This window comes from Rothia terrae, assembly GCF_014705925.2.
Classification (GTDB): domain Bacteria; phylum Actinomycetota; class Actinomycetes; order Actinomycetales; family Micrococcaceae; genus Rothia; species Rothia terrae.
The window spans coordinates 1,013,443-1,033,698 of record NZ_CP061539.1; the positions used below are offsets into that span (position 1 = coordinate 1,013,443).

Annotated in this window: 22 protein-coding genes; 16 read left to right on the plus strand and 6 right to left on the minus strand. The window is 53.2% G+C overall.

The window, feature by feature from the left end; all coding sequences use genetic code 11:
• The first annotated feature begins 20 nt into the window (after positions 1-20).
• From atpD to IDM49_RS04690, 3 genes are all read left to right on the plus strand, one after another.
• Positions 21-1,484 (plus strand): F0F1 ATP synthase subunit beta, encoded by a 1,464-nt coding sequence (atpD, locus tag IDM49_RS04680; RefSeq protein WP_168613704.1) that lies wholly within the window; start codon positions 21-23, stop codon positions 1,482-1,484.
• Between the two features lie 2 nt (positions 1,485-1,486).
• Complete coding sequence (locus IDM49_RS04685) at positions 1,487-1,744, plus strand: F0F1 ATP synthase subunit epsilon (protein ID WP_168613703.1); 258 nt, start codon at positions 1,487-1,489, stop codon at positions 1,742-1,744.
• A gap of 89 nt (positions 1,745-1,833) precedes the next feature.
• The gene (locus IDM49_RS04690; protein ID WP_190725197.1) at positions 1,834-2,376 is read left to right on the plus strand and encodes a mycothiol transferase; all 543 of its coding nucleotides are present in this window, start codon (positions 1,834-1,836) and stop codon (positions 2,374-2,376) included.
• Between the two features lie 61 nt (positions 2,377-2,437).
• Here IDM49_RS04690 and nucS read toward each other — a convergent pair whose 3' ends face one another.
• Positions 2,438-3,154 carry an endonuclease NucS gene (gene nucS, locus IDM49_RS04695; protein WP_168613701.1) on the minus strand — a complete coding sequence of 239 codons (717 nt, stop codon included), beginning with the start codon at positions 3,152-3,154 and terminating at the stop codon, positions 2,438-2,440.
• 106 nt (positions 3,155-3,260) lie between these two features.
• Here nucS and IDM49_RS04700 point away from each other — a divergent pair, with 106 nt between their 5' ends.
• Complete coding sequence (locus IDM49_RS04700) at positions 3,261-3,587, plus strand: ATP/GTP-binding protein (RefSeq protein WP_190725198.1); 327 nt, start codon at positions 3,261-3,263, stop codon at positions 3,585-3,587.
• 71 nt (positions 3,588-3,658) lie between these two features.
• On the opposite strand, the gene IDM49_RS04705 is transcribed toward IDM49_RS04700, so the two are convergent.
• Complete coding sequence (locus IDM49_RS04705; RefSeq protein WP_228008195.1) at positions 3,659-4,918, minus strand: AI-2E family transporter; 1,260 nt, start codon at positions 4,916-4,918, stop codon at positions 3,659-3,661.
• A gap of 134 nt (positions 4,919-5,052) precedes the next feature.
• Between IDM49_RS04705 and IDM49_RS04710 the strand changes: the two genes are divergently transcribed.
• From IDM49_RS04710 to IDM49_RS04725, 4 genes are all read left to right on the plus strand, one after another.
• Positions 5,053-5,994, plus strand: a complete 942-nt coding sequence (locus IDM49_RS04710; RefSeq protein ID WP_190725199.1) for a co-chaperone YbbN — start codon at positions 5,053-5,055, stop codon at positions 5,992-5,994.
• Positions 5,995-6,100: 106 nt separating this feature from the next.
• On the plus strand, positions 6,101-7,036 hold the full coding sequence (locus IDM49_RS04715; RefSeq protein WP_190725200.1) for an ABC transporter ATP-binding protein: 936 nt from the start codon (positions 6,101-6,103) through the stop codon (positions 7,034-7,036).
• The gene (locus IDM49_RS04720) at positions 7,018-8,613 is read left to right on the plus strand and encodes a hypothetical protein (protein WP_190725201.1); all 1,596 of its coding nucleotides are present in this window, start codon (positions 7,018-7,020) and stop codon (positions 8,611-8,613) included. Before IDM49_RS04715 ends, IDM49_RS04720 begins: the two co-directional genes overlap by 19 nt.
• 74 nt (positions 8,614-8,687) lie before the next feature.
• Positions 8,688-8,975 carry a DUF3039 domain-containing protein gene (locus IDM49_RS04725; RefSeq protein WP_168613696.1) on the plus strand — a complete coding sequence of 96 codons (288 nt, stop codon included), beginning with the start codon at positions 8,688-8,690 and terminating at the stop codon, positions 8,973-8,975.
• 58 nt (positions 8,976-9,033) lie between these two features.
• On the opposite strand, the gene IDM49_RS04730 is transcribed toward IDM49_RS04725, so the two are convergent.
• Positions 9,034-9,612: a YdhK family protein gene (locus IDM49_RS04730; RefSeq protein ID WP_190725202.1), complete on the minus strand. Its 579-nt coding sequence runs from the start codon at positions 9,610-9,612 to the stop codon at positions 9,034-9,036.
• A gap of 267 nt (positions 9,613-9,879) precedes the next feature.
• Here IDM49_RS04730 and IDM49_RS04735 point away from each other — a divergent pair, with 267 nt between their 5' ends.
• A complete protein-coding gene (locus tag IDM49_RS04735) occupies positions 9,880-11,676 on the plus strand; it encodes a DEAD/DEAH box helicase (RefSeq protein WP_190725203.1) in 1,797 nt (598 codons plus the stop codon).
• A gap of 83 nt (positions 11,677-11,759) precedes the next feature.
• Here the strand turns inward: IDM49_RS04735 and IDM49_RS04740 are convergent, their stop codons facing one another.
• Complete coding sequence (locus IDM49_RS04740) at positions 11,760-12,386, minus strand: isochorismatase family protein (RefSeq protein WP_190725204.1); 627 nt, start codon at positions 12,384-12,386, stop codon at positions 11,760-11,762.
• Between the two features lie 14 nt (positions 12,387-12,400).
• Entirely contained in the window at positions 12,401-13,720 is a 1,320-nt protein-coding gene (locus tag IDM49_RS04745; RefSeq protein ID WP_265578806.1) for a nicotinate phosphoribosyltransferase, read from the minus strand.
• Positions 13,721-13,984: 264 nt separating this feature from the next.
• Between IDM49_RS04745 and clpS the strand changes: the two genes are divergently transcribed.
• The 7 genes from clpS (at position 13,985) to IDM49_RS04780 (ending at position 19,156) form a co-directional block, all read left to right on the plus strand.
• The gene (clpS, locus tag IDM49_RS04750) at positions 13,985-14,266 is read left to right on the plus strand and encodes an ATP-dependent Clp protease adapter ClpS (RefSeq protein ID WP_228008233.1); all 282 of its coding nucleotides are present in this window, start codon (positions 13,985-13,987) and stop codon (positions 14,264-14,266) included.
• The gene (locus IDM49_RS04755) at positions 14,267-14,827 is read left to right on the plus strand and encodes a DUF2017 domain-containing protein (RefSeq protein WP_190725207.1); all 561 of its coding nucleotides are present in this window, start codon (positions 14,267-14,269) and stop codon (positions 14,825-14,827) included.
• Positions 14,828-14,973: 146 nt separating this feature from the next.
• On the plus strand, positions 14,974-15,945 hold the full coding sequence (gene murI / locus IDM49_RS04760; protein WP_168613690.1) for a glutamate racemase: 972 nt from the start codon (positions 14,974-14,976) through the stop codon (positions 15,943-15,945).
• Between the two features lie 30 nt (positions 15,946-15,975).
• Positions 15,976-16,827, plus strand: a complete 852-nt coding sequence (locus tag IDM49_RS04765) for an MBL fold metallo-hydrolase (RefSeq protein WP_190725208.1) — start codon at positions 15,976-15,978, stop codon at positions 16,825-16,827.
• Positions 16,828-16,865: 38 nt separating this feature from the next.
• Positions 16,866-17,606: a ribonuclease PH gene (rph, locus tag IDM49_RS04770; RefSeq protein ID WP_168613688.1), complete on the plus strand. Its 741-nt coding sequence runs from the start codon at positions 16,866-16,868 to the stop codon at positions 17,604-17,606.
• Between the two features lie 3 nt (positions 17,607-17,609).
• On the plus strand, positions 17,610-18,245 hold the full coding sequence (rdgB, locus tag IDM49_RS04775) for an RdgB/HAM1 family non-canonical purine NTP pyrophosphatase (protein WP_190725209.1): 636 nt from the start codon (positions 17,610-17,612) through the stop codon (positions 18,243-18,245).
• A gap of 92 nt (positions 18,246-18,337) precedes the next feature.
• Positions 18,338-19,156, plus strand: coding sequence for a phosphotransferase (locus IDM49_RS04780; protein WP_193836678.1), 819 nt, complete (start codon positions 18,338-18,340; stop codon positions 19,154-19,156).
• Between the two features lie 55 nt (positions 19,157-19,211).
• On the opposite strand, the gene IDM49_RS04785 is transcribed toward IDM49_RS04780, so the two are convergent.
• On the minus strand, positions 19,212-20,252 hold the full coding sequence (locus IDM49_RS04785; protein WP_190725211.1) for an ADP-ribosylglycohydrolase family protein: 1,041 nt from the start codon (positions 20,250-20,252) through the stop codon (positions 19,212-19,214).
• Positions 20,253-20,256 lie beyond the last annotated feature (4 nt).

A 20,256-nucleotide genomic window follows, 5' to 3' on the forward strand; every position in this document is an offset into this window, starting at 1 on the left:
TAACCAGGTAAGTGAGAAAAATGACTGCCACTTTGAATGAATCGGCTACTCAGCCGACTGGCGGCGCTACCGGTCGTATTGCCCGAGTTATCGGACCTGTGATCGACGTAGAATTCCCCGCCGGTCAGGTTCCGGACATCTACAACGCGCTCACCACTGACCTCACAGTCAACGGTGAAACCCGCAAGATCACCTTCGAAACCGCACAGCACCTCGGTGACTCAATCGTTCGCGCGATTTCACTGCAGGCAACTGACGGTCTTGTTCGTGGTCAGCTTATTCAGGACACAGGCGCACCCATCACCGTTCCCGTTGGCGACGCTGTCAAGGGTCACCTCTTCAACGTTCTCGGTGATGCGCTGGATGTTTCAAACGATGAAATCAAGGCTGATACCTACTGGCCTATCCACCGCTCAGCTCCCGGCTTCGCTGAACTTGAGGGTTCAACCGAAATGCTGGAGACCGGCATCAAGTCCATCGACCTTCTGACCCCCTACATCAAGGGCGGTAAGATTGGTCTGTTCGGTGGTGCAGGCGTTGGTAAGACCGTTTTGATTCAGGAAATGATTACCCGTGTTGCTCGTAACTTCGGTGGTACCTCAGTGTTCACTGGCGTGGGCGAGCGTACCCGTGAAGGTAACGACCTCTGGGTTGAAATGGAAGAAGCGGGCGTTCTTAAAGACACCGCCCTTGTGTTCGGCCAGATGGATGAACCCCCTGGAACTCGTCTTCGCGTAGCGTTGACCGGTTTGACCATGGCGGAGTACTTCCGCGACGTTCAGAACCAGGACGTTCTGCTCTTCATCGACAACATCTTCCGCTTTACCCAGGCAGGTTCAGAGGTTTCAACCCTTCTTGGCCGTATGCCTTCAGCTGTGGGTTACCAGCCTAACCTTGCAGACGAAATGGGTCTGTTGCAGGAACGTATTACCTCAACTCGCGGTCACTCCATTACCTCGATGCAGGCAATTTACGTTCCCGCGGATGACTACACCGACCCGGCACCTGCAACCACCTTCGCGCACTTGGATGCAACCACCGAGCTTTCACGTGATATCGCATCACGTGGTTTGTACCCGGCGATTGACCCCTTGACTTCAACCTCACGTATTCTTGACCCCCAGTACATTGGTCAGGAACACTACGACACCGCAATCAAGGTTCGCGCAATCCTTCAGGAAAACAAGGAACTCCAGGACATCATCGCGATTCTTGGCGTTGACGAGCTTTCTGAAGAGCAGAAGGTTGTTGTTTCTCGTGCGCGTCGTATCGAGCAGTTCCTTTCACAGAACACCTACACTGCAAAGCAGTTCACCGGTGTTGAGGGTTCAACTGTTCCGCTCAAGGACACCATCGAGTCGTTCCAGATGATTTGCAACGGCGATGTGGACCACATCCCCGAGCAGGCGTTCTTCAACATTGGTGGCATGGACGATGTTATGCGCCAGTACGAAGAACTCAAGGCTAAGACTGGAGCTAAGTAATCATGGCGCTCAAGGTAGAGGTCGTATCCCGCGAATCAGTCGTGTGGGTAGGCGAAGCTAAGTATGTTCGAGCACGCACCCGTAACGGTGATATCGGCATCATGGCAGGCCACATTCCTACCTGCGCGCTGCTTGCTGAAGACGGCGAACTCTTGATCCAACCCGTCAGCGGTGAAAAGGTGACGACTCGTTTGCACGAAGGTTTTTTGACCGTCTCTAACGATCGCGTTACCATCGCAGCTAAGCACGCTAAGATCTAATCTTAGAAGTCTTTATCAAAGCGCCCACACTCCGATTGAAGGTGGGCGCTTTGATATACCTGGGGATTTGAAAACTATACTGAAATATCGTGAGCTTAGAAATGATGACCCTAGAAGAACCGCCGCTGCTTTCTGATGAGAAGCAAACTATACTTGGGTTTCTCGCTGATCAGCAGCAAGTATTTTTCAACAAACTCGTCCATGCTGATGGAAGTGTACTCTCTGATCGCGACCTTAACTGCCGGGTCAAGCCGTCCAGCTTGACGCTCAAGTCTTTGATAGCTCATCTGTGGTGGGTGGAGGACTATTGGCGTGAAGAGAGAGTTCAAGGCAGAGACAAGATGCCGCAATGGAGCCACCTTGATTTCACGCAGGATGCAGATGCTGAGTTTCATTGGGCGTTAGAACAAGACACTGAAAGCCTTGTGACAGGGCTTTTAGAATCGTGTAAAAAGACACATGAGCTACTGTCTACCCGAAATTGGGACGATAAAATTTTAGCTGCTGAAGGCGAAATCGTGAATATCCGGTGGGTGGCTGTGCACCTCGTGGAGGAGTGGGCACGTCACCTGGGACACGCAGACTTTTTACGTGAGGCTATCGACGGTTCTGTTGGTGATGAACGCCAGTAGGCGCACCCGTGCTGGAGAGTTCACCAAAACGCGCAACTAACACCCAGCTCCGGCGCTGTATTTAGAACAGGCGTGCCTCTACATCGTCTACACCGCGCATCGCATCGTAGTCTAGCGATACACAACGAATACCGCGGTCTTCTGCGAGCGTGCGTGCCTGCGGCTTAATGCGCTGTGCTGCGAAAATTCCCTTGACCGGACGCAAGAGGGGATCGCGATTGAGAAGTTCCAAGTAACGGGTGAGCTGCTCAACGCCGTCAATATCACCCACACGTTTGAGCTCGATCGCAACCGTAGCACCATTGACATCGCGCGCCAGAATATCGACAGGGCCGATGGCAGTGGGATATTCGCGTCGTACTAACTGATGGCCGGTGCCGAGGATTTCAATCTGTTCAGCTAACAGACGCTGCAAATCAGCTTCGACACCGTCTTTGATGAGACCGGGATCAATACCCAGCTCATGTGCAGAATCATGTTCTTTATCGTAGATGCGAATTACTAAACGGTCATCGGTTTTAGCTGCTTGAACCGTCCACAGCTCTTTGACATCGGCATCCATATCTTCGCCGATGGTAGTGCCCTCGAATTCCTCGCGCGGTGCGATATGCAAGCGCGCAGGAGGGCTCATCCAGTTGAGAGGCTTATAGGAGCCGCCATCTGAGTGGATGAGCACTGAGCCGTCGTTCTTGACCATGAGCAAGCGCTTGGCGCGGGGCAAATGGGCACGAAGTCGACCTTCATAATCTACTGAGCAAGTTGCAATTACTAAACGCACCGTACAACCTTAGCGCATCGTGTTTGTGGTTTCTATGTCGCAATGATCAGCTGATGCGTGAGATGCATAATGCCGCAGGAACTGTAAGTATGCGAAGATTGGTTGTATGGGCAAGAAAAATAATCGAAAGCGCACCCCCTCAAATTTGAGCAAGTGGCAGAAACCGCGTCCTGCATCAGGACGCGATATTTCGCGTATTCTTGACCCCACTCCGCGCATCGAATCGGCGGCCGATGGCGACTGGTTTGTTGCCTATATCGCGTCCGTCAATGCCCTCAAGACCTACAAATGTCCCGGCTGTCACCGGCAGATTAAGCCAGGGGTTGCCCATCTCGTGGCGTGGCAGGATGACCATATGTTTGGACGAGAGCGAGCCATTGAAGAACGTCGCCACTGGCATCAAAAATGCTGGCAGACGCGGCGTCCTTACTAAAGCACATCCTTAAAATAAAAGGCGGGCTACCTTCTCTAGCGAAAGTAACCCGCCTTTTTCTGACCGGAATTTTATTTTTTATCTTGTACGGGGATAAAGACCTCACGTACCAAAATGAGAAGGGACGCGGCCACCGGAATAGCAATCAGAGCGCCCAACACGCCCCACAGTGCGCCACCCGCAGCGACTGCAATGATGGCAAGACCACCGGGAACTGCAACGGCTTTAGACATGATGCGCGGTGAAATAAGGTAGGCCTCGAGCTGCAGATAAATTAGGTGGCAGATAGCGAAGATGAGAGCTGTTTTCCAGCTCACCAGCAGGCACAGAGTGGAAACGAGAATCAGAGCTGAGATGGGACCGACCAAAGGAATGAAGGTCAAAATCAGCACAAAAAGAGCTAGCAAAAGCGGAAACGGTGCCCCGATAATGAGCATGACAATCAACGCGTAGGTGGCATTGAGAAAAGCGACAAGAGCCTGACCAGCCACGTACTGGCCCACAGAATGAGTAATTTTTTCCGTCAGATCGCGCACCCGATGACGTTTGGAGGCCGGTGCCAAACGCACACCCCAGTTTTTAATAATGGGAAGGGACGCTAAGAAATAGATGGACAAAATGAGCACCACAATGGTGCCGGTGGTGAGCTCAGCCAGGGTTGTTCCTGCTGTCACCAGACCGTTGAAAAAGCCGCTGACGGTTGAAGAATCCTGCGTCATATGTGCAAACGCGTCCTGAACTTCATTATCAACCGACGCGCGAATACTGAACTGCCGGTCAAGGTTTTTGAAAAAATCAGAGTTGAGAAAATCTTCAAAAGCTGCAGGAAAACTATTGATGAACGAAACTGCCTGACGGCCAATCATCGGGATAATCAGGGTGAAAAAGGCTACGACAACGCCCACAAACGCAAGGATGACGGCCGTAACACCGGCCCCGCGGGGAAGGCCCCAGGACTCAAATTTACGAACAGCTGGATCAAGTCCCAAAGCGATGAAAACCGCAACAGTAATCCACCCACCGAGAGCTCCTATATTCATGAGGATATAGAAAACAAGCAGCGCAAATCCCACACCGGCCGTAGCCCAAAAGCCAAAGCATAGGGGATTAGCGATAGTGCTTGATGCAGAATAGTTAGCTGATTGGTTCTGACCCGACCACGGTACTACCTTGTCAGCTGAAGTAGGTTGTGGGGTCGTCTCACTGTCTTCAAACTTTTCGGTAAACCTGGGTTCCGGGGCACGAGTTGCAGCCGCACGCTGCTCTTGTCCGCGCTTAAAAGTAGCGCGAAGCATTTGTTGAGCGTGAGTAAAAGGGCGTTTCTCTGACATGAACCTGAACTTTTCTGCGCAGTGTGTTGACTATCTGTAGTTATTCTAATTCAGCCAGCGGCGTGAGAGGCACTGTCTTAAATCCAATCCCTTTTACAATGGCGGTAAGAGAGAAAGAATGTGAGGAGCTTTTCATGACAAACCCCGGTGTTCCAACCCCTTCAGAAGAAAACATTCCTGCGTCAGTTCGAGGCGCGATGGACTTATCACAGACTGTTTCTGCGCAGACGCCTTCCTCTGAGTCTCAAGCATCTGCACCCTCAGAACCTAGCTGGCGCTTTGACGTTGAAAGCGCAGAAGATTTTCAAAAGTACGTGCAACTCTCCAGCCAGGGTGCAGTCATCTTTGTGATGTGGGCTGACCACTCACCGGCATCCAAAGACACTCTGGCCACCTTAGAACGCATTATCAATACCGCAGGCGGCAACCTCTTGCTTGCGGCGGTCGATACCAACAAGCATCCTGAAATTGGTCAGGCCTTCCAAATTCAGGGCGTTCCCGCCGCTGTAGCCGTAATTAACGGTCAGCCTGCTCCCATGTTTAATTCGCAGGTGACCGAAGAACAGATGCTCCAGGTGTTGCAGCAGGTGCTTCAAGTAGCTGCTCAGCAACAGTTGCCCGGCGGATTCGAGCCGAATGTTGCGGATGAAGACGAAAAGCCTCTTCCGCCGCTGCACCAAAAAGCGGTGGACGCAATTGACGCTGGCGATTACGAAGGTGCTCGCGTAGCTTATCAACAGGCGCTCAACGAAAATCCAGGTGATAAGGACGCGAAAATCGGGCTGGCTCAGGTGGGCCTGCTTGAGCGCGTGAGCGGTTTAAATCTGGCAGATGAGCGTCAAAAAGCTGCGGCTGACTCAACCGATGTCCAAGCGGCATTGAACGTTGCCGATCTGGATGTCACCGGAGGTCATGTTGAGGATGCGTTCAACCGATTGATTTCTTTGTTCAAGGTGGTAGATGCTGATACCAAGAATGTTGTGCGTCAGCGACTGCTCGACTTGTTTGAGGTGGTGGGTTCAGCAGACCCTCGCGTCACAAAGGCTCGTGCCGATTTGATGATGGCTATTTTCTAAGAGCCGAATAGGTCTCAAGGGGGTGAAGTCACTTGTTGCGGTTTCGCCTCCTTTTTCATCCCCTGGAATGAGGTGGATGTCACTATTTATGGGTTAGTGTGAAACTATGACACAACCACATCACTTTCAAGAACCACATGATAACTTGCCGCTGACAGGGAGAGACGAAGCTCGTAGCAGAAGCTACACCAACCATGATAAGCAAGCGTCCCCTGCGCCGGTCGAACAAGAAAGTGCCGCCGCCCATGAGCAGGCTCCGGTGCAACCTGAGACCGTACCGGTGGGCGAAGCCGCATTAGAGATTAGCGGACTCGTCAAAGTATTTGATGACAAAGTAGCTGTGAACGGCATCAACCTGTTTGTTCCCTACGGCTCATTTTTCGGACTTGTTGGCCGAAACGGTGCCGGCAAGACCACTACGCTGTCGATGGCAACCGGGATGCTGCGTCCTACCGAAGGCACCGTGCGCATAGCCGGTGTCGATGTGTGGAGTCAGCCATTGGATGCAAAACGTAAAGTTGGCGTGTTGCCCGATGGTGTTTTCCTCTTTGACCGCCTCACCGGCGAACAATTGATTACGTATGCTGGCCGGTTGCACGGTTTGGATGAGAAGACGGTTGCTTCTCGCACCGCTGATCTTCTGCGTGCGATGGATTTACAGGATGCTGCCGGTCGCATCGTGGCGGACTATTCAGCCGGTATGACCAAGAAAGTTGCTCTGGCAGCAGCGATGATACACGCGCCGTCTTTGCTCGTGCTCGATGAGCCTTTTGAGGCTGTTGACCCGGTGTCGGCGTCGAATATTCAGGACATACTCAAAGCATTTGTTGCTCGCGGTGGAACAGTGATTCTCTCATCGCATGTCATGGATCTAGTGCAGCGTTTGTGCGATCATGTGGCGATTATGAATGACGGACGCTTGTTGGCCGCTGGAACTACCGGGGAAGTTCGTGGCGGGCTGAGCTTAGAAGAGCGGTTTATCTCTTTGGTTGGCGGGCGACACGAAGGTGGTGAGGGTCTTTCATGGTTGCAGTCCTTGTAAAGCTAAAATGGGCGTACTTTAAAGCTGGTTTCCGGAAAAATCCGTGGGCGTGGGTTGGCATCATCTTTGGCGCGTTTTACGCTTTGGGCGGCCTAGTGGGTTTTTCTTTTGTCGCCGTGATGCTGAGCGGTAATCCCGATGCTGTCTTTACTTTTTTGGTGGGGGCCGGTGCCGTCATCAGCCTTTTGTGGTGGGTCGTGCCCTTAGTGGTCTCAGGTGCCGATGCCACGCTTGACCCCGACCGGCTGGTGGCTTATCCGATTCGCACCAAGGACCTTCAGCTTGGCCAATTTATTGGTGCGTTCATCGGTTTGCCGGGCATCATCACGCTATTGTTTATGCTCGCAATGGTCTTGAGTCTTTTGCATGCACCACTGGCGATTTTGGGCTTTTTAGCGGCTTTCGTGTTGGCCTGCGTAACTACGATTGCTGTTTCGCGATTTATTACCGTGGTGAGCTTGAGATTGCGGTCTAACCGCCGATCTTTGCAGCTCATGAACACTCTCGCTTTTCTACTGCTGATTGCGGCCGGACCACTTCTGGGATTCGCAAGCACCGGTTTGGTAGCGCTCTGGGAGCGAGCGCCGTGGATTGTCGATGCGGTGAGCTTCACTCCGCTAGCGTCCTTCTGGGGTATTCCCGCTCACCTCGTGAAAGGGCAGTGGGGTGGTGCTTCGCTGTGCCTGATGCTTTCCGTTATCTACGCTACGGTGGCGTGGTGGCTGTGGCATCGTCACCTTGCCAAGACTATGCGTAACGTGAGCGCATACGCAGGGAACGTAGCAACCAAATCTGTAAAAACGGGAGATCTTGGGTTGCTCGGTAAATTCCCCGCCACCCCGCGCGGCGCTATTGCAGCCAGAACAGTTCTCACCATCCTCAAAGATCCTAGGGCAAGCTTTATGGTGGTGATGATTCCAGCGTTCTACATCATTTTCGCCATGATGAATTCGGCTATTTACGTGAATGGGGAGAGCGGCGGAACAAACTTCTTTCTCGTTGTCTTTCTCCCGGCGATGGCAGGCTATCTATTTGCATACCTGGTCTCGTATGATAATTCGGCCTTTTCAATGCACGTTCTTGCACCGCTGCGCGGTATCGATGACCGCATCGGCCGTGCAACCGGCGTCCTGGTTGTGATGTTCCCCATCATTGTGCTGGGTACCTTGCTGATGGCGTTTGTGAGCGGGGGATACGCGTCATTGCCGATCATGATGGGGCTATCGGTGATGATGCTTCTCAACGGCATTGGTTTGGGCGCATACATGGATATGGTGATTACTTTGCCAACGCCACCGCCGGGAACCAGCCCCTGGAAAACTCAGCGTAATCCGGACGGTTTTTCTAAGGGAATTGCTCGTGCCTGCTACATGCTGGTCTTGCTGGCCAGTAGCATTCCCGGTCTAGTGTTTTGGGGCGTCCAAGAATTCACCAGTAATTCTCTGTGGGGTTGGGTTGGGGCGGTTGCCTGCTTAGTCATCGGCTGTGCCAGCATCATGCTCGGTTTACGCGCTGGTGCTCATCGGTACGATGCGAAGGCCGCAGACACATTGCAACGTGTTACTAGAGCCGCGTAGCGAGAAAGCTGACGATGATAGAGGTTGTGGACTAGAATAAAAACCCATTGATTGAATATTCAAGGAGCGCATAGATGTCATCAATTCCCGGTGTTGAGGATCCGTTTGCACCGACTACCTCTGGCGGTACGGCTGTTCTAGAACGTGAAGAAACTCAGGCAGCTGAACCCGGCGATCACGAACGTTTTTCGCACTACGTCCGCAAAGAAAAAATCATGGAATCAGCGCTGACGGGTGAGCCCGTGCGTGCCTTGTGCGGCAAGATCTGGACTCCCGGGCGAGATCCTGAGAAGTTTCCTGTTTGCCCGCAGTGCAAAGAAGTCTATGAAGGTTTAGCTCCTGGCAAGGACGACGAAAACTAATACATGAGGGTGTCTACCGTGCGGTAGACACCCTCATGTGTTCTAAAAGAGAAGTAACTTATTCAGCGGATTTCATTTCATCTTCGGTGACCCACTTGTGGTTTTTCATGGTCATGCCGTCCGACTCGTAATCAACCATGTAAACGGTTTGGTCGGTAACGCCGCTGATGGTTGCCTCAGCACCTTCCATACCCTCCATATGATCAGCGGTGATGGTCGCTGTATCGCCAACCTTCAGAGGTTCAGAAGACGGTACGTCAAGCTCTTCTTGTACGACCCACTTATGGTTGGTGACGCGCTCGCCACCGGTAGTGGGGGTGTAGTCCACCTGGTAGACGGTGGTGTCGTATGCTCCAACCACTGTAGCGGGCGCGTCCTTCATGCCGTCCATGTGGTCAGTGGTGAGGGTGACTTTGGAACCCACCGGAAAAGTCGGGTTGCTGGCCTCCTGGATACCCTCAGGCGCGGGACCGCCATCCATTGAATGAGCCATGTCGTGGTGAGAATGGTCCATTGCTGAGGCTGAGGTGGACGGTGAATTTTCGCTCGTGGGAGAGGACGCGTTAGTGCAGGCTGTGAGCGTGAGAGCTAGGAGAGCGGATGCGGGCACTGCCAAAAGACGCGGTGAAAACTTCATGGTTGACTCCAATCATTGAAATACCCCCTGGGGGTATTAATTACTATAGCGTGACAGCGCCGGGCCGCAAAACAAAAAATTCAAAATATTAAGTAAACGTGCACGCGACATTAAGGCATGCTACTGACGTCACCGGTGCAAACAATGTGATTATTTAGCTATCTGCTGCACTGTGCTTTTACCAGCGCGCACGGCTAGAATCTTAAAGCTTGAACATGCGCGGTGATCTCACCTCGCGCATCAATAACATCGTCAATGGAGGATTTTATGAGCGGTCACGAACAGCCCACCCTATTTGGTGCAGGTGCAGATCTTCCTCCGGCGTTTCCTGAACGCGCAGCATGGGGTACCGCGCCAAAGCTGCGTGCCTGGCAGCAAGAGGCTATGGAGAAGTACTTTGCCACCAACCCGCGGGACTTCATGGCTGTGGCGACTCCCGGTGCAGGTAAAACTACCTTTGCATTGACCGTGGCAAAAGAACTCTTTAATCGTGGCACCATCAACCGTATGACGGTGGTTGCGCCTACCGATCACCTCAAACGTCAGTGGGCCGATGCCGCAGCTCGCGTCGGTATTTCCATTGATCCCAACTTCAAAAACTCAGATGGCTCACACGGTCGCGAATACCAGGGGGTGGCACTGACCTACGCTCAGGTTGCCAACAAACCGCTTCTTCACCGCGCTCGTACCGAAAACGGCAGGACGCTGGTGATTATGGACGAGATTCACCACGCCGGCGATGCACTGAGTTGGGGCGACGGTCTGCGCGAAGCTTTTGAGCCCGCGCATCGACGTCTTGCCCTGACGGGTACCCCTTTCCGCTCTGATACCGCGGCGATTCCTTTTGTGCAATATGAGGAAGATAAGGACGGCATCCGTCGTTCTAAGTCAGATTATTCGTATGGTTACGGCCCGGCTCTTAAGGACCATGTGGTTCGCCCCGTCATTTTTATGGCGTATTCCGGGCAGATGCGTTGGCGTACCTCAGCCGGCGAAGAAATGGCGGCGAACCTTGGCGAAGGCTTTACCAAAGATGTCACCGCTCAAGCGTGGCGCACTGCTTTAGACCCTCAAGGTCAGTGGATTCCCACCGTTTTGTCGGCTGCCGACAAGCGCCTGAGTGAAGTTCGTAAGACGGTGCCCGATGCCGGTGCGCTGATTATTGCTACCGACCACGCGGATGCGAAAGCCTACGCCGCGCAGCTTCAGGCAATTACAGGTGAGAAGCCGGCGGTCATTCTTTCTGACGATAAAGAAGCATCAAATAATATCGATAAGTTCTCTGAAGGTACCTCGCGCTGGATGGTTGCGGTGCGCATGGTGTCAGAAGGTGTTGATGTTCCGCGTCTAGCAGTAGGCGTTTACGCAACCTCAACATCTACGCCGCTGTTTTTCGCGCAGGCTATCGGACGTTTTGTGCGAGCCCGTAAACGCGGCGAAACCGCGTCGGTATTTTTGCCGTCCGTTCCACAGCTGATGATGCTTGCCAACGAGATGGAAGAAGAACGCGACCACGCGCTCGACCGTAAATCCCCGGCAGATGAGATGCCGCAAGACCCGCTCAATGAAGGCCTCGATGACCACCTCATTGACGAGGCAAATAAAGAAGAGGTCGCATCTGATCAGCTAACCCGCGGTAAGTTTGAAGCTATCGGCTCTCAAGCATCCTTCCACGGTGTGCTTTTTGATGGTTCAGAGTTTTCAATGGGCGGAATGGATGAGCAAACCGATGAAGACCAAGACTTTTTGGGTATTCCCGGACTCCTCGACGCCGATCAGGTAGGTACTTTGCTACGCGCACGTCAACAGGAATACGCGTCCAAGCGTCCCGCATCGGCACGAGCTCAGGAGCCCAGCGTCGTTGACCATAGACAGCTGAAGAACCTGCGCAACCAGCTAGCTAAAAACGTGTCAGCCTGGGCAGCTAAAACAGGCAAGCCGCACGGGTCAATTCACAACGAATTGCGTCGCATCTGCGGCGGTCCCGCTGTGCCCCAGGCCAATGCGGAGCAGTTGCAGGCGCGCCTGGATAAACTGCAAGACTGGTTCTTGGGTCGAAAATAAAGAAGAGAACACACTAAAGGTGAGGTGCTTGATATAGCCACACACGGCTATATCAAGCACCTCACCTTTTGTAGTGGTACAGCCTACAGAACCTCTAAGGCTTCAACACCGGCGTCCTCAAAGTCTTCAAGCGCGGTGTCGAAACCTTCCTCAGATACTGGTGCAGTAAGATCGGTGAGCACGCGGGTCTCGTATCCGGCATCTACCGCATCCAGCGCCGTGGCTCGAACACAGAAATCGGTGGCGATACCGACAACATCAACATCGGTAATCTCCTGCTCCTGCAACCAGTCATCCAGCGACACCTTCGGGGTCTCTGGTGCTACCGGCGCATTTACGTCGCGTTCACCGGTCATCACGGTATCTTCTGGCGCCAGCAGGCCTTCAAACCCCGAATACGCGGCTTCGAACTCGCCTTTACGGAAGTAAGCGGTGATGTAGTCAGTATCTAAGTCTTCGTGAAGCTCAGCCCCAAAAGATTCAGCTTTGCAGTGTACCGGCCAGGAATTCTTGTAGTCCGGGGTCTCGCTAAAGTGCTCGCCCGGGTCTACATGCCAGTCCTGCGTTGCAACGATTGCCTCGTACTCCGTGTGGTGGTTTTCAACGTACTCACTGATGAGCGCAGCAACTTCAGCTCCCGCCTCGGTTGCAAGCGATCCACCTTCACAAAAATCGTTCTGGACGTCAACGATAATAAGTGCCTTGGGCATTAAAAATCCTTCGACTAGTTGGTCTGTTCTTTGACAATAAATTCGCTAGGAATCACGGGTTCACCCGCTGACAGCCTGGACGCATTGCGCGGTAATTCACGAATCGATTGAGCGTGTCGTGTGGACGCTGCGCGCACACCTTCGGCACCCGTGAAGCCGGGCTGTAGCTCACCATTGATGACGAAATCTACGAGCAGTTCACGATCATTAGAATCAGCGGGGGCGGTAACGTCAACACCAATGAGTTCTGCGGTTGCTACGCCGGAATCATTGATTCGGCGGACGGCGTTCTTGCGGCCACCCACAGAAGACTTGTTCTTAGATGCTTTAGCAACGGGCTCCATGACGCCTTCGCTGTTTTCACGTGCCACAATCTTGTAGACCATCGAGGACGTCGGCGCACCCGAACCGGTGACCAATTTAGTACCGACGCCGTACGAGTCAACAGGGGCGGCCGCAAGCGAGGCAATCGCGTATTCATCAAGATCGCTAGTCACAGTGATTTTGGTTTTCTGATTGCCCAGGGAGTCAAGAAGTTCACGAACCCACATCGCTTGTGCCACGAGATCACCGGAGTCCAGGCGCACAGCCCCGAGCTGATCACCGGCAAGTTCAACCGCAAGTCGCACTGCTTTTTCGACATCGTAGGTGTCAACGAGCAAGGTGGTATCAAGACCCAGTGAATCCAGCTGAGCGCGGAAAGCGTCCTCTTCGGTATCGTGCAAAAGAGTGAAGGCGTGGGCGCTGGTGCCGATAGTGTGCAGACCATAGCGCAATCCAGCTTCAAGATTAGAGGTTGAGGTGAAACCGGCGATAACAGCGGCGCGTGCGGCGGCGACTGCTGCTTCTTCGTGAGCGCGTCGTGACCCCATTTCTAGGCAAGGACGCGTGCCCGCTGCAATGCTCATGCGTGAGGCCGCCGATGCCACCGCTGAATCGTAGTTCAAGATGGACAGCAGATACGTTTCTAAAATGACAGCTTCGGCAAAGGTTCCTTCGATTTGTAGCACGGGGGAGTGCGGGAAGAAAATCTCACCTTCGGCGTAGCCGTAGATATTGCCGGTGAACTTGAAGTTTCTCAGGTACTCAATAGTTTCTTCATTGACTACCTTGCGCTCGGCCAGAAAATTCAGCTCACGCTCGGAAAACTTGAAATTCTGGAGTCCTTCAAGAAACCGTCCGGTGCCGGCAAGCACACCGTAGCGGCGTCCTGCGGGGAGGGAGCGGGTAAATACTTCGAAAACACAGGTGCGATGCGCAGCGCCCGACTGTAGGGCGGCTTGCAACATGGTGAGTTCGTAGTGATCTGTCATTAATGCTGTTGATAAAGCCACGGGTCCATTTTAGTGGTTTTGGCTGGCCAACTGCTAAAAGTTCACCCCTGTGTTCGTTCGTGGCATGACGCGACTTCATGAAAAAGTAGCGCATAGCCAATCACTTTGGCTATGAGATAAACCGGTGCCCCCTTGCTGATACTGACAGGTAGTTTAGGATAGAGAAGTTAGCGCACATAAGTGACACGGTGTACCTAAATGCCGTGGAAAGGATTGACTGTGGCTTGTTCTACCGCGGTTCTGTCAGTGGCAGAGCCCGAAGCGATGACGCTTCCGTCCATTGATTCCGATGAATCTGTGGCACCAGATACTCCGTGGAAAGTGATTGTGTGGAACGATCCTGTCAACCTGATGAGCTACGTGACGTACGTGTTTCGCTCTCACTTTGGCTTCAGCGCTGAAAAAGCTCAGAAACTGATGCTTGCGGTACACGAAGAAGGCAAAGCAGTAGTTTTCGTGGGTTCCCGTGAAGAAGCGGAACAGCATACCTCAGCTATGCACCGTTGGGGCTTGTGGGCAACATTTGAAAGAGTGCAGGAGAACTAAATGGCTGAAGGCTTTAGAAAAACACCGGCAGGGTACGTAGCGCATTTTGACCCTGAAGAAATCAAACTTCTCACCAAACTTTTTGACGACGTTGCGCTCACTCTTGAGCCTGAAGAGTTAGACAGTGTCGATGAATTTGAGCGCATGTTGGGAATCAAGACGGATGCGCGTCCGCCCTCAGATAACGCAGTTTTACGTATGCTTCCCATCGCGAGCGACGACCCCGAGGTTGCCGATGAATTCCGAAAATTCACTGAACTGAACCTGCGCGAGCAAAAAATGTCAGCTTTAGCTCTGGCATCTATGGACGTTCAGAACCAGCGGGTTGTGCTGAACGAAGAACACGCCCATGCGTGGGCAAGTGCCCTCAACGATGTGCGTCTGACGCTGGGTGCTCGTCTCAACCTGGCCACCGATGAGGATTCCGCTCGCATCGAACGCCTGTACTCTGAACCTGAATCCGTGGAAGATATCGCAGGCTACATGGGCCTGTTGTACAACTTCACCACCTGGCTTCAAGACACCCTCATGACGGCGATGCTTGAATCATTAGAGAACTAATTTTTAGCCCCGCGCAGCACTTCACCACGGTGCGTAATAATCGGGCATGAACGCCGCCATAACGCGTGATAACGCCCTCATTTACCTGTTTAGTTATCGCTACAACAGCAATCTTGGCAGCATCAGACTACTGTTCGAAGGTAATTATGAATTCGACTGACACGCCGCACACCGTAGCCTCCGCTTGGGGGTCTCAGGTGCCTGCGCATCCGACGCCCTCTGCTCCCATCGGAATCTTTGATTCTGGTGTGGGTGGTTTGACGGTGGCGCGCGCAATTATGGATCAGTTGCCACATGAACAAATTATCTATGTGGGGGATACCGCTCATGGGCCCTACGGTCCGTTGCGAATTGCAGAGGTTCGAGCTCACGCGCTACGAATCATGGACGAGCTGGTGGATTCTGGTGTCAAGCTGTTAGTGATTGCCTGTAATACCGCATCCGCGGCTGTTCTCAGGGACGCCCGCGAGCGCTATACCCGTACTTACGGCATCCCGGTGGTTGAGGTTATTCAGCCTGCTGCCCGTCGTGCTGTTGCTGCCACTCGCAATCGCAAAGTTGGTGTGATTGCAACTGAAGCTACAGTGACGTCGCGTGCCTACGAAGATACCTTTGCTATTGCCAGCGATATTGAAATTATCTCTGTGCCTTGCCCGCGATTTGTCGAATTTGTTGAAAAAGGCATCACTACCGGCCCCGAGCTTCTTGAGACTGCTCAAGAGTACCTGCAACCGCTCAAGGATGCTGGCGTTGACACCGTGGTTCTGGGGTGCACTCACTACCCGCTACTGACCGGTGTTATCTCGTACATTATGGGCGATGACGTGACCCTCGTATCTTCGTCAGAAGAATCTGCAAAAGACGTTTTTAAAGCTTTGGTTCGCCACGGGATGGAAAGAAACTCCGAGCTTGAAACTCACCACGAATTTTTGGCAACAGGCGAAACTGAGACCTTCCAGCGGTTGGCTCACCGTTTTCTAGGTCCTGAGGTTGCAACCGTGCGTCACACTAACTCTGTGGCTGAGCGTTACCCTACCGGTTCTCTTGCTGTAGTGCCCCCTGCTGCCCATACACCCACTATCACTATCGATCCGTCCGTAGATTCAACTCGCGGATAATCGAGTATTTTCACTGAAAAGGGAAGCTCTATGCGTTTGACTGTCATCGGCAATTCGGGTTCCTTTCCGGGCCCGGATTCACCCGCATCTTGCTACATGGTTTCGGCAACGGATTCTGCCGGTAAGACCTGGCGCATCATTTTAGATATGGGCAACGGTGCTTTGGGGGTTCTGCAACGTCACGTCAAACTTGAGGATATTGACGCGATTTTGGTGTCGCATTTGCATCCTGATCATTGCATTGACCTTTCGGGTGTGCATGTGGCGGTGAAGTGGGATCCTCGCGGATGGAGCAAGGGACCTATCCCGCTGTACGGACCGTCGGACTTGCACGATTATTTGCGCCATTCTCATGGGCAATACGATGAAATTGGCATGAGCACCGAATTCGATTTTCACAGTTGGATGCACCATGAAATGGTGAAAATTGGTCCTCTCACTATTACTCCGTTTGAGGTTCTGCACCCGACGAAGGAGCCTTACGCCCTGCGTATTGAATGTGATGTTGCTGGAAAGCATACAGTGCTGACCTACTCCGGTGATACTGACTACTGCGCGGGTGTTGTTGAGGCAGCGCACAACGCTGATTTGTTCTTGTGTGAGGCGGCTTATCAGGAGGGACGCGACGACGCGTTGCGCGGCATCCATTTGACCGGTAAGCGTGCCGGGGACGTTGCCCGGGAAGCTCATGCTCGAAATCTTTTGCTCACCCACCTGCCTGTTTGGAATGATCCGCAGGAAATTCTGGCAGAAGCTCGTAGTGTTTTCGATGGTTCCGTTGAATTAGCGGAGGTATCTGCAAGCTACGAGGTGCAACCGCCTCGCGTCTCAGAGCTGCACCCGCCCACGACAACGCTCAACGTTGTGCAGCGTCATTCTTAAATTCTTTGATTACTTGTTCTACGCACTAGGAGATAACTATGAGCGAAACCACTGTAACCCGTGCCGACGGACGCGCTACCGATCAGCTGCGCGAAGTAAAAATTACTCGCGGTTGGTCACAGAATGCTGAAGGCTCGGCTCTCATCGAATTCGGAAACACCCGTGTGCTGTGCACCGCGTCGTTCACCGAAGGCGTGCCGCGCTGGCTCAAGGGGCAAGGCACCGGCTGGGTCACTGCTGAATACGCGATGCTGCCTCGCGCTACGGGTACTCGTTCATCACGCGAGTCCGTCAAAGGAAAAATTGGTGGACGCACCCACGAAATTTCTCGTCTGATTGGTCGCTCGCTCCGCGCCATCATTGATACCAAGGCATTGGGCGAGAACACTATTGTTCTTGACTGCGATGTTCTTCAAGCAGATGGCGGCACCCGCACTGCGGCAATTACCGGTGCCTATGTTGCCTTAGCAGAAGCTATCGAGTGGGCTAAGAACGAAAAAATTCTTCCTCAAAACGCTAAGGCACTGACAGGTTCTGTATCTGCTATTTCGGTGGGCATTATCGACGGTGTGCCCATGCTTGATCTTCCGTATGTTGAAGATGTTCGCGCTGAGACCGACATGAACGTTGTCGTTACCGGTGACGGTAAGTTCGTTGAAGTTCAGGGCACTGCAGAGGGCGCACCCTTCGACCGCGATGAACTCAACTCCTTACTCGACCTTGCCCTGGTTGGCACCAAAGAGCTAACCCGCATCCAGAACGAAACCTTGGAGAGCTAAAGAATGCAGCCCCGCGTCGTATTAGCAACCCATAATCAGGGTAAGCTTCGCGAACTTCGTGAAATTTTACGAGGTCAGATTGAAGGTTTGGACGTCGATGCTCAGGTGGTTAGCGCCGCAGACGTTGATGTGCCAGATGTGGTTGAGCACGGCATTACGTTCGCCGAAAATTCCCTGCTCAAGGCACGCGCTGCAGCTCACCATACAGGGCTGATTGCTATCGCTGATGATTCTGGACTAGCTGTTGATGTGCTCAACGGAGCCCCCGGTATTTTCTCGGCTCGCTGGGCGGGAGCGCACGGCGATGACACCGCTAACCTCAACCTTCTTTTGGCGCAGCTCTCTGATATCGCTGATGAACACCGCGGCGCACGATTTATGTGTGCAGCATCCATGGCGACTCCGACGGGCGAAACGGCCGTCGAGCACGGTGAGCTGCCGGGGACGCTTCTGCGCGAACCGCGCGGCGAAGGGGGATTTGGGTATGATCCCATCCTGGCACCTGCCGCACTTACTGGTGAGCTGGCTGGTAAGTCCTGTGCAGAGATTGGCCCCGAAATTAAAAATTCGATGAGCCATCGAGCTGAAGCATTTAAAGCGCTGATTCCGCATCTTCGCCGAGCTCTTGATGTAGAGTAACACGTATCACAGATAGAGCATTGAAAAGGGTGAAATAGCCAATGGTCGCGCACCTGGAGCAAATGAGGTCTATGGCCGTGGTCAAAGCGGTCATGACTCAGGCCGGTGTCAATGTCGCCCTCGACCGCTGGGACGTCCGTCATTCGGGCTCAGCACACATCATTATCAACATGGGAAACCAGTTGAGTGTGCGCGTCGCCAAAACGGACAAAACCGCGTTTATGGTGGCACGACGCACCGAGATTCTCCGGCGTCTTCCGACCGATTTACCTTACGAAGTGCCGCGTCCTATCACCCGCGTCATTACTCGCAACGGCCACACGGCGGTCGGTACCACCTGGATTAAAGGTGAGCCTCGGAAGCCGGGGCCAGCGCCAGAAAAAGCGCTCGCCACCCTAGTCAACAGTCTTAAAAAGATTGACACCACAGGCTGGGAGCCCTACCTCGATGACCCTCACGCGCACTGGGGTGGTACAGACTGGGTTCGTACCCTGAGACAGGACGTGGTTCCGCTCTTGCTTAAAACTAACCAGAAAATTGCTCACGCGGTCATCGATAGCGTGCTAGAACTTGATCCGGTAGAACCGGTGCTAGTACACGGTGATTTAGCGGGACATAACATCTTGTGGCAGGGGGATCGCCTAGCGGGTGTGATTGATTGGGACCATGTGACGATAGCTGACCCCGCTTTCGATCTGGCCGCATTGGGTAACTGGTACGGCTGGGAGAGCCTACGAAAAGCTGCGACCGAAGAAGAAATCACTCGAGCGAAGATTGTTTCTAGGCTCCTGGCGTTGCAAGCGGTTGCATATACCGTTCACAGCGGTATGGGCGGAGCGATTTTGCGTCTTGCTGTGGAGCGCGCCGACAACTGGCTCATGGACCATAAGCACGAAATTATGGGGCAGTAAGACACCTCTAAAATAAGAAGCCGATGCACGAATTCTTCGTGCACCGGCTTTCGTGTTAAGCGATACCGAGCTGTTTGCGCCAGTTGGCTGACAGAAGATCAATCGCTTCGTGGGCTTGCTCTGAAACGTTAGAAATAGCGGTCATTGGTGTGGGGTATGCTGCCGCTAACAAGATAGCAACCAGATGATAGAGCAACTGCTGGTCGTTGCCGGTGAGAGCTGCATCTATTTCAGAGACATCAGAGAGGAATTCGTTGAAAATATCCTCTGGAGTTGAAGTTTCAGCTATTGTGCGTTCAACATGCAGTAGCAGATAAAGAGCAGCAGCAAGCATCTGAGAGGCGGTGCGGGCGTCCTCGAATTTTTGACGCAGATGCTCAACGGTCAGCGGCTCATTGCGGGCTACCAGAGCTTGATCAACCAGAGCAAGAACCGACGTTGCTTGTGCGGCGAAATCAGCATTCGAGTAGTTAGCCAGCCAGTCGCGCAGTTCTCGAACCGCAAATTCCACGGAAGCATCCGACGTAGCTGACGCCATGGAACGAACGAGCAATGCAACACACATGGCAGAGAGCACCGTGCGAGAATCACCGTGAGTAAGAGCGCAGGTATGAGAGCTGAGCTTGGTTACTGTTTGATAATCCTTAACGGGTAGGAGACCAAAAGCGGTGCTCCAGATGAGCACACTGGGGGAGTTGACGTGCCTGACCGATGATTTAGACAGTAGTTGCATCTGACCTGTATTGAGAATATCTACGACCGATGCCTCTTGATGCGCGCTGGAAGACATCAACGGCAAGGCATCGATGGGACGGTCTAGAGCGAACGGGACATTATCTGATACCGGTGCCCCCGTCGTACGTAGCCAGCGGGTGAACGCAAGCCAAATGCAGGCGAACTCGTCTGCCGCAGCGCCTTCATTGTTCCACTCTAGAACTTCGCTAATCCCATCAAGGGTATACAGGAGAAGTTGCGAAGACGCTGGTGCGATAGATGATCCCGCAGGAGGAGTAGTCAGGGCAGCAGCGAGTACTGCATCCACGGTGGTGATATAGCGTGGGTTTGTTGCATCGGGCGCTAGAAAACGATCAGTCATATTT

Coding starts and splice junctions, on each gene's coding strand:
- atpD (WP_168613704.1), top strand. CDS start 21: ATGACTGCCACTTTGAATGAATCGGCTACTCAGCCGACTGGCGGCGCT.
- IDM49_RS04685 (WP_168613703.1), top strand. CDS start 1,487: ATGGCGCTCAAGGTAGAGGTCGTATCCCGCGAATCAGTCGTGTGGGTA.
- IDM49_RS04700 (WP_190725198.1), top strand. CDS start 3,261: ATGGGCAAGAAAAATAATCGAAAGCGCACCCCCTCAAATTTGAGCAAG.
- IDM49_RS04705 (WP_228008195.1), bottom strand. CDS start 4,918: ATGTCAGAGAAACGCCCTTTTACTCACGCTCAACAAATGCTTCGCGCT.
- IDM49_RS04710 (WP_190725199.1), top strand. CDS start 5,053: ATGACAAACCCCGGTGTTCCAACCCCTTCAGAAGAAAACATTCCTGCG.
- IDM49_RS04715 (WP_190725200.1), top strand. CDS start 6,101: ATGACACAACCACATCACTTTCAAGAACCACATGATAACTTGCCGCTG.
- IDM49_RS04720 (WP_190725201.1), top strand. CDS start 7,018: ATGGTTGCAGTCCTTGTAAAGCTAAAATGGGCGTACTTTAAAGCTGGT.
- IDM49_RS04725 (WP_168613696.1), top strand. CDS start 8,688: ATGTCATCAATTCCCGGTGTTGAGGATCCGTTTGCACCGACTACCTCT.
- IDM49_RS04730 (WP_190725202.1), bottom strand. CDS start 9,612: ATGAAGTTTTCACCGCGTCTTTTGGCAGTGCCCGCATCCGCTCTCCTA.
- IDM49_RS04735 (WP_190725203.1), top strand. CDS start 9,880: ATGAGCGGTCACGAACAGCCCACCCTATTTGGTGCAGGTGCAGATCTT.
- IDM49_RS04740 (WP_190725204.1), bottom strand. CDS start 12,386: ATGCCCAAGGCACTTATTATCGTTGACGTCCAGAACGATTTTTGTGAA.
- clpS (WP_228008233.1), top strand. CDS start 13,985: ATGACGCTTCCGTCCATTGATTCCGATGAATCTGTGGCACCAGATACT.
- IDM49_RS04755 (WP_190725207.1), top strand. CDS start 14,267: ATGGCTGAAGGCTTTAGAAAAACACCGGCAGGGTACGTAGCGCATTTT.
- murI (WP_168613690.1), top strand. CDS start 14,974: ATGAATTCGACTGACACGCCGCACACCGTAGCCTCCGCTTGGGGGTCT.
- IDM49_RS04765 (WP_190725208.1), top strand. CDS start 15,976: ATGCGTTTGACTGTCATCGGCAATTCGGGTTCCTTTCCGGGCCCGGAT.
- rph (WP_168613688.1), top strand. CDS start 16,866: ATGAGCGAAACCACTGTAACCCGTGCCGACGGACGCGCTACCGATCAG.
- rdgB (WP_190725209.1), top strand. CDS start 17,610: ATGCAGCCCCGCGTCGTATTAGCAACCCATAATCAGGGTAAGCTTCGC.
- IDM49_RS04780 (WP_193836678.1), top strand. CDS start 18,338: ATGACTCAGGCCGGTGTCAATGTCGCCCTCGACCGCTGGGACGTCCGT.
- IDM49_RS04785 (WP_190725211.1), bottom strand. CDS start 20,252: ATGACTGATCGTTTTCTAGCGCCCGATGCAACAAACCCACGCTATATC.